Genomic DNA, 13,198 nt, shown 5'->3' with positions numbered 1-13,198 from the left:
GGCCCTCGGCGGGGCCTGCCGGGGGCGCCGGTCAGGTCTCCGTGTCGAGGACGGCCGCCGCGTAGCTGCCGCCGTAGGCGAAGCTGGACAGCAGGATGCGGCCGGGCGGCGCCGCACCGCACAGCGCGGCCACGAGCCCCAGCGCGGCGGCGCTGCCGTAGGTCTCTCCCAGAAGCGCCTTGGGGGCCGTCACGGGCCGGTCGGCGAGGCCGGCGAGCTTCAGTGCCCGGGCCTGGGCGATGTCGACCAGGCTGTAGCCGGAGGCCGCCGAGACGACGGTGCCGATGTCGTCCGGGGCCGCGCCCGCCTCGGTCATCGCGGTGCGCAGCGCGCGTGCCCAGGCCTCGCCGTCGCGGCCGATGCCGCCGAGGCCCGCCGGTTCGCCGGAGGCGCCGAACCCCCGCACCGCGGCGAGGGCGCCAGCGCCCCGGGAGGCGGCGGCCTCCTCGCTTTCGAGCAGGATCGCGGCGGCGCCCTCGGTGAGCACGGTGCCGGTGCGGCCTCCGGGGACGACGTGCGCGGTGCGCGCGTAGCCGGGGAGGGCGGCCTGGGTGGCGAGGGCCTTGCCGGGGAACTCGTCGGCGACCACGACCATGATCCGGTCGGCTGCCCCGCGGGCGATGACCCGGGCCGCCAGTTGCAGCGCGAGGAGGGAACTGGTGCCGCCGTTGGCGATGGTGGCGGTGTATCCGCGGTAGCGGTTGAGCATCGCCACGTGCCCGGCCGCCGCGTTGACGACGGTGTTGGCGAACAGCGCGGGGTTGGCGCCCGCGATGCCGTGCCGCAGCACGCCCTCGTGGAACCGGAGGACCGAGGTGTAGGGGCCGTAGCCGGTGGCGAACACGATGCCGGTCGCCTCGGCCTCGGTGCGCGAGGGCTTCCCGTGCCGGCTGTAGAGGTCGGCGACCGCGGCGGCGGACAGCAGGCTCAGCGGGTCCATGCGGCGGGCCCGGCTGGGGTTGATCGCGCGGGACACCGCGTCGGCGTCGACGCGGCCGATCGGCACCTCGCCGATGCCCTGGACGTGTTCGGTGCGGGTGTAGCAGGGGCGGCGGCCGCTCAGTGCGGCGACGAGGCCGGCGGTGTCGGCGGCCTCGCCCGCGAGGCCGGCCGCGCCGGTCACCACGACCTGGTGCAGCGGCTCGCTGCGGCGGGTGCCCCGCCCGGTCCGCCCGGGCCGGTTGAGGACCACGGAGGCGTTGTTCCCGCCGAACGCGAAGGAGTTCGACAGCACCACGCCGGGCCGCCCCTCGCGTCCGGTGCCCGCGACGATGTCGAGCCCGCTGGGGGGCTCCAGTCCGCGCGTGTTGATGGTCGGGGGCAGGACGCCGCGGTCGATCGCCAGGGCGCTGACGACCGATTCCACCGCACCGGCCGCACCGAGCGTGTGGCCGAGTATCGACTTGGTGGAGCTGACCGGCGGCGGTGCGGAGCCGAACAGCTTCCTGACGGCCTTGGGTTCCGAGGAGTCGTTGGCCGGTGTCCCGGTGCCGTGCAGGTTGAGGTAGTCGACGTCGTCCGGGTCGAGTCCGGCCGTCTCCAGGGCCTGGGCCATGGCGGCGCAGGCCCCCTTGCCGCTCGGGTCCGGGGCGGTCTGGTGGTACCCGTCGCAGGACAGGCCGTAGCCCCCGAGTTCGGCAAGGACGCGTGCGCCGCGCCGCTCGGCCCGGTCGGCCGGTTCCAGGAGCATGAACGCGGCTCCCTCGCCGAGGGTCAGGCCCGTGGAGGCCGACATGGGCGAACAGGGCTCCGCGTCGAGGGCTCCGAGGGAGCTGAACCCGTAGGCGGAGAGCGTGGCCAGCGGGTCCACTCCGCCGCACAGCACGTAGTCGACGTCCTCGCGCCACAGGAGTTCGGCCGCGTACCCGAGTGCCACGGCGCCGGCCGCGCAGGCGTTGGAGAGCACCACGCGGGGGCCGCGCAGGTCGAACTCGGAGGCGATGTAGTCGCCCACGCACGGCAGTTGTGCGGTCACCGCCCGCCGGGCGTCGAGTTCGCCCCCGAGGACGAGGCCGGCGTGGACGCCCTCGAGGGTGGGCATCGCACCGAGGCTGGAGCCGACGACGACCGCCACCCGCTCCCGGTCGACCGAGGAGAGGTCGACTCCGCTGTGCCGTACGGCCTCCCGGACGGCGGTGGCGGCGAGGCTGTAGCAGCGGTCCAGTCCGCTCCTCTGCTCACCGGTGACCATGCCCGCCCAGTCGGTCAGCAGTTCCGAGGTGTCGAAGAGGGTGTTGGTGCGGATGCCGGGGGCGCCTGCCACGATGGAGGTCCAGCAGGTCTCGACGTCCTCCCCGGCCCCGGTGATCAGCCCGAGGCCGGTGAGGGCGATGGTGGGGGCGGGCATCAGGAGATCCTCGTGGTCAGCGAGCGGGCGACGACGCGCGGGAGGGTCACGGTGGACAGCGGGCGGCGGGAGGCCTGCTCGTCTTCGGCGGCCAGGTCGAGGCCGGGAACCCAGAAGGGCGCGTCCAGGAGCGCGAGGACGAGTTCCTCGTCCTCGTTGGCGCAAGGGGCCTGCCACAGGACCGTGCCGACGGCCTCACCGGCCGCCGTCACCTCGGCGCCGGCGGCGAACCGGCTGCCGGGCGAGGCGGTGAGGACGGTCAGCCGGGGGCCGTCCGCCGCAGGCCGCGTGAGGCCGCCGGACCCGCGGAACTCGCCCAGCCGGTCCCAGTCGACCATCCAGGAGAGGTCGGCCCGGTCCACCGTGAGGCCGAGGAATCCCGCGGCGCACGTGGCCATTCCGGCCTCGGCCCGGACGCGGTCCAGCCCCTCGCGGCCGACCGGATGGCCGCCCTGCTCCCGTACGGCGGCAAGGACCGCCCCGTACGCCGTCTCGGGGGTGTCGGAGAGGAGGAGGTATCCGTACTCGCCTGTGGTGCCGACGCGCGCCAGGTGGGCGACCGCCGTCGGCGCACCCGGCACGGCCGCCTCCGTGACGGCGTGCAGGGGCAGCCCGGAGATGTCGAAGTCGACGAGGGCGGCGGCAACGGACCAGGCGTCCGGTCCCTCGAACGCGGTCGCGCCCCAGCCCTCGGGCTCGAACTCGACGGTGACGCCCGGCGGCACTTCCAGCCCGTCCAGGTGTCCGCGCAGTTCCCCGGCCGTGATCGGCGTGCGGGGAAGCAGCCAGGACTCCTCGCCCACCTCGCAGTGCAGCAGGACCGCGAACGGGGTGCCGTCATCGTGGAGGGCGAGTGCCTCCCGGACGGTGTCCGGCTCCACGAAGTCCGCGGACTTGGCCAGGAGGGCGTCCAGGAAGGACAGCCTGTCGTCTCCGGTGAGGCGCACCAGCGGCGCGTCGATCCGGTAGGCGCCGACGGACGTGCGCACGGTGGCGTAGTCGTCGGTCAGGGTGCGCAGTGCGGCGGTGGTCGTGGTCATGGTGGGCGGTTTCCCTTCGTAGCGGTGGGGGCGGGTCAGACGGTGGGTTCGTCGTGTACGGACAGGTGCCAGGCGGTGTCCCCGCGGCCCGCCGGCGAGACGCAGCCGAGGAGGAGGCCGGACGCGGTGGAGCGGAGGGCGATCTCCTGCTCGCCGCCGGATCCGGGTGCGGGGCGGCAGTCCAGCCAGCTGCCGTCGGACAGGCGGACCGCGGCGGCCGCGGCCCACACCTGCCGGAAGCCGGTGGGAGCCAACTCCCACCGCCTTCCGCCGGATTCGAGGACGACGGCGGTCTTCCGCGGGGTGTTGGGGGTGATCCACAGGACGGTCTCCGCCGCCTCCGGGTGATCCTCCGCGTGATCGTCCGCGTACTCGTGCTCGTCCCGGAAGGTGTGCACGTGCACCCGGAGGGGCTCGGTGGCGTCGGCCGGGGCGGTGATCTCCCAACCGGTCCTCGCCTGCGGGCAGTAGAGGGCGAGCGGGTGCTTCTCCTCCCACCCGGCCGCTGAGGGGACGCCCCAGCCGAGGCCGGCGGAGCGGTGGAACCGGTGCTGCTCCCTGGTCATCCACATCCCTGCGGACCAGGACGGGTTGCAGCCGAACGCCCGGGTGCGGGGGTGGGGACTGCGCAGGACCTTCGTCGTGCCCTCCGTCCACCGGGTCACCCCGGCGGCCGCGGCGTCGAGTTCCAGCCTGCGCGGCCCCCCGGTCCGCGGGGTCCTGCGGACGGGGGCGCGCGCCGCCGCGGTGGGCACGGCGGCCGGCCGTAGCACGGTGCGCAGGCGGGCCACCCCGTCCGCGCCGCGCTCGAGGCCCCGCTCGAGCAGGGCGCTGTGCACCAGCCGCGCCGGCCCGCTCACCGGGATCCGGATCTCGGTGGAGGTGCCGAGCCAGACCAGTTCCCCGCCGGCGGGGACGGGCTCCGAGGCGGCGACCACCTCGGAGGCGTCGCGGACCCCGATGCCCAGGCCCAGCGGGTGGCGCTGCCCGTCGGCGTGGACGAAGACGCCCTGGCGCAGACCCACCGTCTGGAAGATCCGGCCCGGCGGGGTGGTGAAGGCGAAGTCCTGCCGGAGGACTCCCCCGTCGAGGGTGACCGTGCCGACGACCTCGTCCTCGCCGCACCTCTCCGTGATCCGCAGTCCGCCGGCGACGCGGACGACGCGCAGATCGCGCGGCCCGCCCTCGCGCCAGCCGGAGGGGCCGTTGGCCCGGCAGCCTGGCCAGGTGGAGGTGAACACCGGCCCGTGGTGGCCCTCGTGCCACACGCGCACGGTCGCGTCGTCGCCGTCCACCTCGCACACCGCTCCGCCGGCCGTGAAGCGGTGCGGTGCGGCCCGCCGCGGGGCGCGGACCCGGTAGGGCGGGGCGGTCAGCCGCAGGGGCCGCACCGTGCCGTCGCCGATGCGGCCGACCGCCGCCTGGCGGACCGTGCCGCGGTCCACGTCCACGCTCGCGGTGAGCCGGAAGTCGCCGAGGAGGAGGCGGTAGTGCACGGTACGGGCGCCGTCGACCAGGCGGACGTCCGAACTCAGCCCGCCGTCGGGGGAGTCGACGAGCGTCGCGAAGCTGGTGACCCCGCGCAGGGCCGACCTCACCTCGTCGCCGAGATCCGCGACCACGCTGCGCAGCACGAGCGGTATGTAGTTGTGCAGTTCGACGTTGCCGTCCTCGCCGGGCGTGGTGCGGCCGACGGAGACGCAGCCCACCCGGCGGTAGAGCCGGAACGCCACGGTGTTGGCGGGGTTGACGGTGAGCCGCAGGACGAGGCAGCCGGACCGCATCATCCACTCGACGGCCTCCGTGAAGAGCCGGCCGGTGAGTACTCCGTTGCGGTAGGCCGGCGCGACGAAGAACATGTCGGCGATCAGCTCACCGGCTCGGGCCGCCCTCCGGCCGGTGCTGTTGAACAGCCCGAAGGTGCCCACCACCCGGCCGTCGTCCACCGCGACGAGGAACGCCCCGGTGTCCCGTTCGGCGAGCTCGCGCACGACCTCGCCGGCGGTGATCCCGCCCGCCACGGGGTTGGGGTTGTCGTGGTGGCGGTTGAAGAGCTCCGCGATGCCCTGCGCGTCGCCCACCTGGTACGGGCGGATGGTGACGGACATTCCACATCTTTCTCTCGTCGGTCGGATGGGTGACGGGCCGGGGCCGGCTGCCGTGCGGCGTGCACTCCCCCGGTTGCCGTCCGGCCCGTCACCGGGACTCCCGGCAGCGGCCGCTCCGGCGGGGATGCGCCCCGGCACGGCCGCCCTCGGCGTGCCCGAGCCGTGCGCGCGGGCCCCGGCGGGGCGCATCGGCGCCGGGCGGTCCTTCGCCTCGGGCCCGGCGGGCGCCGCCCTCCGGCAGGCGGACCCTGCCCGCAGCCGCGCCGGGGTGTGCGGCGGAGGCGGCACCGTCCTCCCCGCGGGGCCGGGGGCCTGCGGCGTCCGGGCGAGCGGTCGCGAGGCGCAGGGCCGTCCCCGTACCGGCCGCACCGGTACCGGCCGCCCGCCGGAGGCATCCGCCGACGGGGCCCGGGGGCACCTTGCGCGTCCGGGGGCGGCGGGGGAGAGCGTGCCCGGCGCCCGGCGGGGAGGGACGCTCGCCGGGCGCACTAGACGGCCCTGCGTCCGGACGTGACCACCAGGGAGCCCGAGGCGACCTGCTCCCGGCCGACGCTCGCGCGCACGGACACCCGGCGCAGCTCGCCGAGGCGCTCGCCGAGCGTGGCCTCCAGCGTCAGCTGGTCGCCCGGCACGACGAGCCGGGAGAACCGCATCTGGCTGATGGAGCCCAGGTAGCCGACGCTCTTCGAGGCGTCGCCGGCGTCCGCGCCCGGTTGGGCCGCCTCGATGATCTCGGCGACGTAGACGACCGCCACGAGTTGGGCCATCGACTCGACGATCATGACTCCGGGCATGACCGCGTGGTCGGGGTAATGCCCGGCGAAGAACGGCTCGTTCACCGAGACGCTCTTCACCCCCCGGCCGGACACGCCTGGTACCACGTCGTAGGCGCGGTCGATCATCAGCATCGGCCAGCGGTGCGGCAGCATCCGCTTGATGTCGTCGCAGGAGTAGCTGCGCTTGCCGGCGGTCGCCGCGGCCCGGCGGCCGGATCCACCGGGTGGTGCGGTGGCGGCCGTCACGACCGGGCCTCGCGGGCTTCGACGAAGTCGACCAGGGCGTTGATGGAGCCGAAGGCCTCGAAGTCGTCGTCGCTGATCAGCACGGCGTACTCGCTGTTGATCATGACGACGATCTCCAGGGTGTCCAGGGAGTCCATCTCGAGGCCGCGGCCGAACAGCGGCTGGTTGTCGGAGACGACGGACGGTTCCACGTCCAGGCCCAGGCGGTCGATGATCATCGACTTCAGGTGTGTGTTCTTCTCGAGGCGGGACTGGGCCTGGGCGCGGATCTGCTCGAAGGTGGCGACGGACACGGGGGTTCCTCTCGTCAGGGGGGTGTGGGGTCGTCGGTGTGCCGGACGGCACGGCTAGACGGGGATCATTCCGCCGTCGACGGTGAGCACCTTGCCGGTGATGTACGAGGCGCCGGGGCCGGCCAGGAAGGCGGCGGCGTGCGCCACTTCCCGCGGCGTCCCCATGCGCCCCATCGGTATGGACTGCTGGGCGTGGGCCCGTCGGGCGGCCGGCAGCTTCTTCACCATGTCGGTGTCGATGAATCCGGGGGCCACGACGTTGACCCGGATGCCGCGTGCGGCGACCTCGTACGCCAGCGTCTTGGCCAGGGAGATCACCCCGGCCTTGCTCGCGGCGTAGTTGGCCTGGCCCGCCCGGCCCGCGACGCCGCTGGTGGACGCGATGAGGACGATCGCACCGCCGGTGACGTACATGAGCTTGGTGGCCTCACGTGCGGTGAAAAAGGTGCCGGTGAGGTTGGTGTCGATGACCTGCCGCCACTTGGCACCGCTCATGGCGGCCAGATGGCCGTCGGAGGTCACCCCGGAGTTGAGCACCGCCACGTCGAGCGAACCCCACGCGGCCCTCAGCTCCCGGTACATCGCGGTGACCTGCGCCTCGTCGGAGACGTCCGCCTGGAGCAGCAGGCTCTTCCTGCCGAGGCTGCGGATCCGCCGGGCGACGTCCTCGGCCTTGGACGCGTTGGAGCGGTAGTTGACGGCGACGTCGCAGCCGTGCTCGGCCAGGGTGACGGCGATCGCCGCACCGATACCCCGTGACGCGCCGGTGACCAGGGCCCTCGTGCCCTCGGGGAAGAGGCTTCCGGGGCCGCTCATGCCGGCTTCTCCGTCATGGCCGACGTCACCCGGTGGCTGCCGGGGGCGAATCCCGCGACCTCGGTGCCCAGGCCCGCCCGAGTGGCGTAGGCGAGCACCTCCTGCGCGACCGCGAGGTCCAGGATGCCCAGGCCGAAGGGCGAGAAGACGGTGGTGCCCCCGGGGTCGGGCGGTACCGAACCGTCCAGCACGGCCGCTATCTCGGCATGCACGAAGTCGCGGTTGCCGACCTCCTGTTCGGCCATGTGGAGGGAGGTGCGCTCACGGACGGCGTGCTCGACGTCGTCGACCACGTTGCGGGCGGAGAGCACCGACTTCGTGTCGAGGTCGCGCAGCGACAGGTGCAGGATCACCTGGCCGTCGGGGCGGTGGGGAAAGGCAGCGAGATCGAGCCAGTAGCCCGAGTCGGTGGTCGCCACGCTGACCGTGCGGGCGCCGAGCGCTGCGGCGGCGTCGCCGGTGCGGAAGGCGATGGCCGGGTGCAGGCGGCGCAGCTCTGCGGCGAGGACTTCGGCTCGTTCCGGCACCGCGTCGGTGAGCAGCACGGCCTCCAGTTCCGGGTGCGTCCGCACGAGGAACGCCAGGACCCGCTGGTTGATCGTGCCGCACCCGATGAGCCCCGCGGTGCGCACCGCGCGCGTGCCGTGGAGTGCCGCACTGGCGAGCGCGGCGCTCGCGGCGGTCCGCGACGCGGAGATCCGGCTTGACTCGAGGAGCGCGATGGGGTAGCCGGTGCGCAGGTCGTTGAGGACCTGGATCGAGGACGCCCGCTGGAGTCCTTCGTCCACGTTCCCGGGGAAGGAGGAGATCCACTTCATGCCCATCACGGGTTCGGGACCGCCCAGGTAGGCGGGAAGGGAGATGATGCGGGAGCCGGCGGGCTCCGGCGGGCGCAGGAAACCGGAGAACGGCACCCGCGAACGGCCCCGGCCGTGGAGGAGGTAGGCGGTGCGCACCGCTTCCAGGACCGCGGGTTCGCGATCACTCAGAGCGGCGTCGACGTCGTCTCGGTTGAGGATCCTCATGCCTCGGTCCTGTCCTGTTCGTGGTGGGGCGAGCGGTTCGGGTGCGGGCGGAGGTGGGTGTCCACCCAGGAGTCGCAGTAGATGGTGTCGAGGTAGCGGTCGCCACCGTCGGGAAGCACCGCGACGCAGGTGGCGCCCGGTTCGATCGAGGAGGAGGACCGTTGCAGGGCGCTGACCACGGCGCCCGAGGAACCGCCGGCGAGGATGGACTCGCGGGCGAGCAGCCGGCGGCAGCCGCGTACGCACTCGTAGTCGGTGACCTTGACGACCTTGTCCGCGAGGTCCGGCCGCAGGAGCGGGGGTACGATCGCCGCTCCGTGTCCGGGGATCCTGCGCGGGTGGCGGGCGCCGCCCGGCTCCGGTGGCCCGAAGATCACGCTTCCCACCGCGTCCACCGCCACCACCCTCGTGGCCAGCCCGTTCTCGCGGCAGTAGTCGGCGCAGCCGCGGAGCGTTCCGGTGGTGCTGGTCGCCAGGAAGAGGTAGTCGGGCGCGCGGGGCAGGGCTTCGCAGATCTCGCGCATGGTGTGGTGGTGGGCCAGGGCGTTGCACTCGTTCGCGTACTGGTTGGGCCAGTAGGCGTCGGGGAGGGCTTCCAGCAGTGCCCGGACCCTCGCGATGCGCGCCGGCAGGTACTGGCCGGAGGCGGGGTCGCGGTCGACGACCTCGACCCGCGCGCCGTAGGCCCGCATGATGGCGATGTTCTGCGTGGTGGTGTGGGGGTCCACGACGCAGACGAGGGCGATTTTGTGGAAGTTGCAGAGCTGGGCGAGTGCGATCCCGAGGTTGCCGGAGGACGACTCGACCACCGTGGAGACCCCGGGGACGACCTTCGACGTCCGGATGGCCTCTTCGAGCATCGACTTGGCGGCCCGGTCCTTGATGCTTCCGCCGGGGTTGAAGCGCTCGCACTTGGCGTACACCTGGAACCGCTCGGGTGGGAAGAGGCGGTCGAGTGCGACAAGCGGCGTTCCTCCGATCGTCGCGGTGATATCGGGGTTCCTGGAGCGGCGGGTCGTGGATACGGCCGAGCCGTCTCGGGTTACCAGGCTCATTCCGGCACCTTTCTGCTGATCTGCAGGCGTAGTTCGCTGACGTACCGTTCGCCGTGGGAGTCCGTCAGCCAGCATTCGTCCGGGGACGGCAGCGGCTCGCTGAGGCTCACGACCGCTTCGGGGTCCTGCCGGTGTGCGGCGCGGACCATGCTGGCGAAGTACAGGACCAGCGTGGGGCTGGTGAAGTCGACGAGGTACGGCTTGGTCTCCGCCTGGAACTTGACGAAGAGCAGGTCGGGCAGGGCGTTGCGGGCGCACCAGTCCCGTACGGCCAGGTAGTCGCGCTCGGCGTCCGCCTTCCGCGGCAGGCCGGTGCCCGCGACGGGCAGGCGCCAGGTCTCCCGGAACAGGACCAGGCCGTCGAGGGTGACCCGGGGAGCGTGCGCCCGGTCGAGTCCGATCTTGAAGGCGTCGGCGGCGATGATCGAGATCGGTACCGCGAGGAGTTCGGCGATGTTCCACTCGTGGCCGTCGGGTGTGGTGGCGGTGACGGTGCCGTCCGTCTCGTGCAGGGTGATGGACGCCGCCGGATCCACCCGGGCGCGGTCGTCGAAGGGGGCCCGGGTGAAGCCGATAAGCCGGTCGGTCGTCCCGACGGGGGCGGGGACCACCCGTCCGCTGTTGCGCGTCCAGTCGACCGGCAGCAGCGGTACCAGGCGCTGCGCGCCCACGGCCGCGTTGACCTGGTCGCGGAGCGAGGCGGCGCCGGTGGTCCAGTCGAGCGAGCCCGGGTCGAGCGTGGCGAGGCAGGCGTGCAGTTCGCCGAGTACGGCCGTGTACTCCCCGGCGTTGACCGCGTCGACCGAGGGGGCGGCGATCTGCAGGTCGGGGCTGTGCAGGGCGAGGTGCGGGGAGCGGACGGGACCGGTGGCGAACAGCTCCCCGGCCCGCTCCTCGATGTCCGCGACCGAGAGCTCCAGGCGCGCGGGCAGTTCCGCCGCCGGGTCCGCCCCGAGCGCCTCCTGCCACTTGCGGGCGAGCTCGCGGGTGGCGGTCCGCACCGGGGCCGCGGTGTCTCCCCAGAAGAGGTTGAGCACCCGCGTCCACACGTCGGCGAGGGCCACCGGGCCGCCCCGGCCGCCGGCGGCCTCTCGGACGAAGCCCGCGACCTGAGCCTCCACGAGCTCGGCGAGGCGGTTGCCGAACCAGTCGGCGGCGTCGGCGACGAGGACCAGGGGGCGGGCGACGGAGTCGAGGAAGTCGCGCCCCAGGTCCATGCGGCAGTCGCGGAGGGAGTCCTGGTAGCACAGCGTCCGGCCGGCGTACATCTTTCCCTCTTCCCGGGAGGCGGCCTGTCCCGTGATGCGGACGAAGAAGGCGTCGAGCCGGTCGAGCGCGTCGGCGAGTTCCTCCGCGCTGCGTGTGCCGTCGATCGTCTCCCGCAGCCCGTCGAGTTCCGCCAGCACTGCGCCGAACCGTGCGAGCAGCCCGGGATCGCCGATGCCCGCCACGCGCCTGCGCAGGACCTCTTCGGCGCGTACGTCGACGGGGATGTTGGCGTCCCAGGTCAGCACCCGCTGCCGCAGGAGCCGCTGCAGGGCCTTCTCCACCCGCTCCCGTGCCGACGCCGGGTCCCAGCCGGTGGCCTCGGCGACGGCCTCGGCGCTGCGGTCGCCGTCGGCGAGGCGCAGGACGCGGGCGTCGTCGTCCTTCAGGCGGATCGTGCGCCCGCCCGGGAGGAGGAGCCGGTCGCCGGCGAGGTGGACGTCGGCCCTGAGCATCGGCGGGAACCACCAGCGGGCACCCGGCTGCGCCACCATCCAGTCGGCGAGTGCGGCCACCGCCCAGCGTTCGAAGGACGTCCGGCTCTCCGCCGTCAGCGCGGGCCCGTGGTCGAGGTCCACGGCGCGCCGCCCTCGGCCGACGCTGATCCACGCGCCGGGGCCGAAGAAGCCGATCATGTCGGCCTTGGCGCAGTAGCGCAGCCAGTACATGGCGACGCCCCGTTCCCGCCGCCGGCGCCTGCTCGCCTTGCCGCTGCGGGCCGCGACGGAGTCCAGTACGCGGTACATCGTGCGGTTCTGCCAGGCGACGGCCCGCCGGAAGGTGCCGTCCGCCGCCAGGCCGGCCAGCGCCTTCGACTCGGCGGCGCTGTCGGCCCGGTAGGCGGCCTGGAACGCCTCGAGGCCCTCGGACTCCAGGAGCCGGGCGGCCCGGGCCGCGCGGGGGCCCTTGAGCAGTTCCAGTCCGGACACCGGGAAGCCGGCGCCGCGCAGCAGCCCGACGTCCCACACCCGCCAGTCGCTGCCGGCGAGTGGATGGGAGGGGGCGAACGCGGCACGGCCGAGGGCGCGGGCCGGACGCGGCTGTCCGCTCATGCCGCGTCTCCCCTGAGCACGGTGGCCAGTCGGGAGACGCCCGCGGCGATCCGCTCCCTGGGCACGTGGCTGAAGCACAGCCGCAGCGCGTTCGAGGGCTCCCCGTCGATCCGGAAGTGGCTCCCGGGGACGAAGGAGACGCCCCGCTCGGCGGCGGCCCGGGCGAGCGGGCCGGTGTCGAGTCCGCCGCGGTGGCGCAGCCACAGGTAGAAGCCCCCCTGCGGCCGCTGCCAGGTCCACTGCCCGCCGTCGCCGAGTTCGCGTTCCAGGGCGTCGGTCATCAGCGCGCAGCGTTCGCGGTAGGCGGCGCGGTAGCGGTCGATCAGCTCCGTCCATCCGCTGCGTGCGTGGAAGGCGGCGATCGCGGCCTGGGCCAGCGCCGACGGGGACAGGGCCATCACCTCCGTGGTGCGGCGCAGCGCGGCGGCCTGCTCGGGTGGCGCGGCGATCCAGCCGCAGCGCAGGCCGGGCGCGAAGACCTTGGAGAAGGTGCCGAGGTACACGACGCGTTCGGGGGCGAGCGCCGTGAGCGTGTCGGTGGTCTCCCCCGCGAAGCCCAGCAGCCCGTAGGGGTTGTCCTCGATCAGCAGCAGGCCGAGCTCGTCGGCCACCGCGAGCAGTTCCCTGCGGCGGTCGACGTCCAGGGTGGCGCCGGTGGGGTTCTGGAAGGTCGGATTGCAGTAGACGAGCCGCGCGGTACGTCCTACCCCGCGAAGCCGCAGAATCGTTTCACGCAGGCCTTCCGGCGCCGGGCCCCGGGCGTCCCGAGGGAGGGCGTGCAGCCTCAGGCCGGCGGTGCGGAAGGCCGCAGCGGCACCCGGGTAGGCGGGGGTCTGCACGAGCACGGTCTCCCCGGGCACCGCCAGGGCGAGCCCCACCGCCATCAGCCCCATCTGGGAGCCGCTCGTCGGGACCAGGCCGCCGGCATCCGGGCGCGCTCCCTCACGTCCCATCAGATCCACGATCGCCGGGAGAAGCGCCTGGGCGACGTGCGGAGTGCTGTACTGGAGGGCCACCCTGCCGCCGAGCCGCACCAGCGCGGACATCTGGCGCGAGATCGCGTCCAGGGGCAGCACGTCGAGGTCGGGCAGCCCGCCGGCGAAGGAGACCGTGTCCCCGCCCCGCTCGAACAGCCGCGGCATCTCCACGGCGGGTCGCGTGTCGGTCCACACGG

The 13,198-nt window shown here is 73.9% G+C and carries 10 protein-coding genes; all 10 read right to left on the bottom strand.

The window, feature by feature from the left end; all coding sequences use genetic code 11:
• Positions 1-31: 31 nt before the first annotated feature.
• The 10 genes from SCWH03_RS22260 to SCWH03_RS22215 all read right to left on the bottom strand — a co-directional run bounded on the left by SCWH03_RS22260 (position 32) and on the right by SCWH03_RS22215 (position 13,196).
• Complete coding sequence (locus tag SCWH03_RS22260; protein WP_173266067.1) at positions 32-2,347, bottom strand: beta-ketoacyl-[acyl-carrier-protein] synthase family protein; 2,316 nt, start codon at positions 2,345-2,347, stop codon at positions 32-34.
• A complete protein-coding gene (locus SCWH03_RS22255) occupies positions 2,347-3,387 on the bottom strand; it encodes an aminomethyl transferase family protein (protein WP_173266066.1) in 1,041 nt (346 codons plus the stop codon). Before SCWH03_RS22255 ends, SCWH03_RS22260 begins: the two co-directional genes overlap by 1 nt.
• 35 nt (positions 3,388-3,422) lie before the next feature.
• A complete protein-coding gene (locus tag SCWH03_RS22250; protein WP_173266065.1) occupies positions 3,423-5,495 on the bottom strand; it encodes a GNAT family N-acetyltransferase in 2,073 nt (690 codons plus the stop codon).
• 488 nt (positions 5,496-5,983) lie between these two features.
• A complete protein-coding gene (fabZ, locus tag SCWH03_RS22245) occupies positions 5,984-6,517 on the bottom strand; it encodes a 3-hydroxyacyl-ACP dehydratase FabZ (RefSeq protein WP_254076942.1) in 534 nt (177 codons plus the stop codon).
• Positions 6,514-6,810, bottom strand: a complete 297-nt coding sequence (locus SCWH03_RS22240) for an acyl carrier protein (RefSeq protein ID WP_173266064.1) — start codon at positions 6,808-6,810, stop codon at positions 6,514-6,516. The genes fabZ and SCWH03_RS22240 overlap by 4 nt, the downstream gene beginning before the upstream one ends.
• A 54-nt stretch (positions 6,811-6,864) precedes the next feature.
• Positions 6,865-7,626 carry an SDR family oxidoreductase gene (locus SCWH03_RS22235; RefSeq protein WP_173266063.1) on the bottom strand — a complete coding sequence of 254 codons (762 nt, stop codon included), beginning with the start codon at positions 7,624-7,626 and terminating at the stop codon, positions 6,865-6,867.
• Complete coding sequence (gene sbnB, locus SCWH03_RS22230) at positions 7,623-8,651, bottom strand: 2,3-diaminopropionate biosynthesis protein SbnB (RefSeq protein ID WP_173266062.1); 1,029 nt, start codon at positions 8,649-8,651, stop codon at positions 7,623-7,625. The genes SCWH03_RS22235 and sbnB overlap by 4 nt, the downstream gene beginning before the upstream one ends.
• Positions 8,648-9,706: a 2,3-diaminopropionate biosynthesis protein SbnA gene (gene sbnA / locus SCWH03_RS22225; RefSeq protein ID WP_173266061.1), complete on the bottom strand. Its 1,059-nt coding sequence runs from the start codon at positions 9,704-9,706 to the stop codon at positions 8,648-8,650. The genes sbnB and sbnA overlap by 4 nt, the downstream gene beginning before the upstream one ends.
• A complete protein-coding gene (locus SCWH03_RS22220; RefSeq protein WP_173266060.1) occupies positions 9,703-12,024 on the bottom strand; it encodes a lantibiotic dehydratase in 2,322 nt (773 codons plus the stop codon). The genes sbnA and SCWH03_RS22220 overlap by 4 nt, the downstream gene beginning before the upstream one ends.
• On the bottom strand, positions 12,021-13,196 hold the full coding sequence (locus SCWH03_RS22215) for an aminotransferase-like domain-containing protein (RefSeq protein WP_173266059.1): 1,176 nt from the start codon (positions 13,194-13,196) through the stop codon (positions 12,021-12,023). Before SCWH03_RS22215 ends, SCWH03_RS22220 begins: the two co-directional genes overlap by 4 nt.
• Positions 13,197-13,198: the final 2 nt, after the last annotated feature.

Origin of the sequence: Streptomyces pacificus (genome assembly GCF_011766325.1) — a bacterium.
Lineage (GTDB): Bacteria > Actinomycetota > Actinomycetes > Streptomycetales > Streptomycetaceae > Streptomyces > Streptomyces pacificus.
The sequence above is the reverse complement of the archived record's forward strand: the minus strand, read 5'-3'. Positions and strand labels throughout refer to the sequence as shown.

Excerpts from the sequence above, each read along its gene's own strand:
- SCWH03_RS22250 (WP_173266065.1), bottom strand. The coding sequence starts at position 5,495 with ATGTCCGTCACCATCCGCCCGTACCAGGTGGGCGACGCGCAGGGCATC.
- SCWH03_RS22235 (WP_173266063.1), bottom strand. The coding sequence starts at position 7,626 with ATGAGCGGCCCCGGAAGCCTCTTCCCCGAGGGCACGAGGGCCCTGGTC.
- SCWH03_RS22220 (WP_173266060.1), bottom strand. The coding sequence starts at position 12,024 with ATGAGCGGACAGCCGCGTCCGGCCCGCGCCCTCGGCCGTGCCGCGTTC.
- sbnB (WP_173266062.1), bottom strand. The coding sequence starts at position 8,651 with ATGAGGATCCTCAACCGAGACGACGTCGACGCCGCTCTGAGTGATCGC.
- SCWH03_RS22255 (WP_173266066.1), bottom strand. The coding sequence starts at position 3,387 with ATGACCACGACCACCGCCGCACTGCGCACCCTGACCGACGACTACGCC.
- SCWH03_RS22260 (WP_173266067.1), bottom strand. The coding sequence starts at position 2,347 with ATGCCCGCCCCCACCATCGCCCTCACCGGCCTCGGGCTGATCACCGGG.
- sbnA (WP_173266061.1), bottom strand. The coding sequence starts at position 9,706 with ATGAGCCTGGTAACCCGAGACGGCTCGGCCGTATCCACGACCCGCCGC.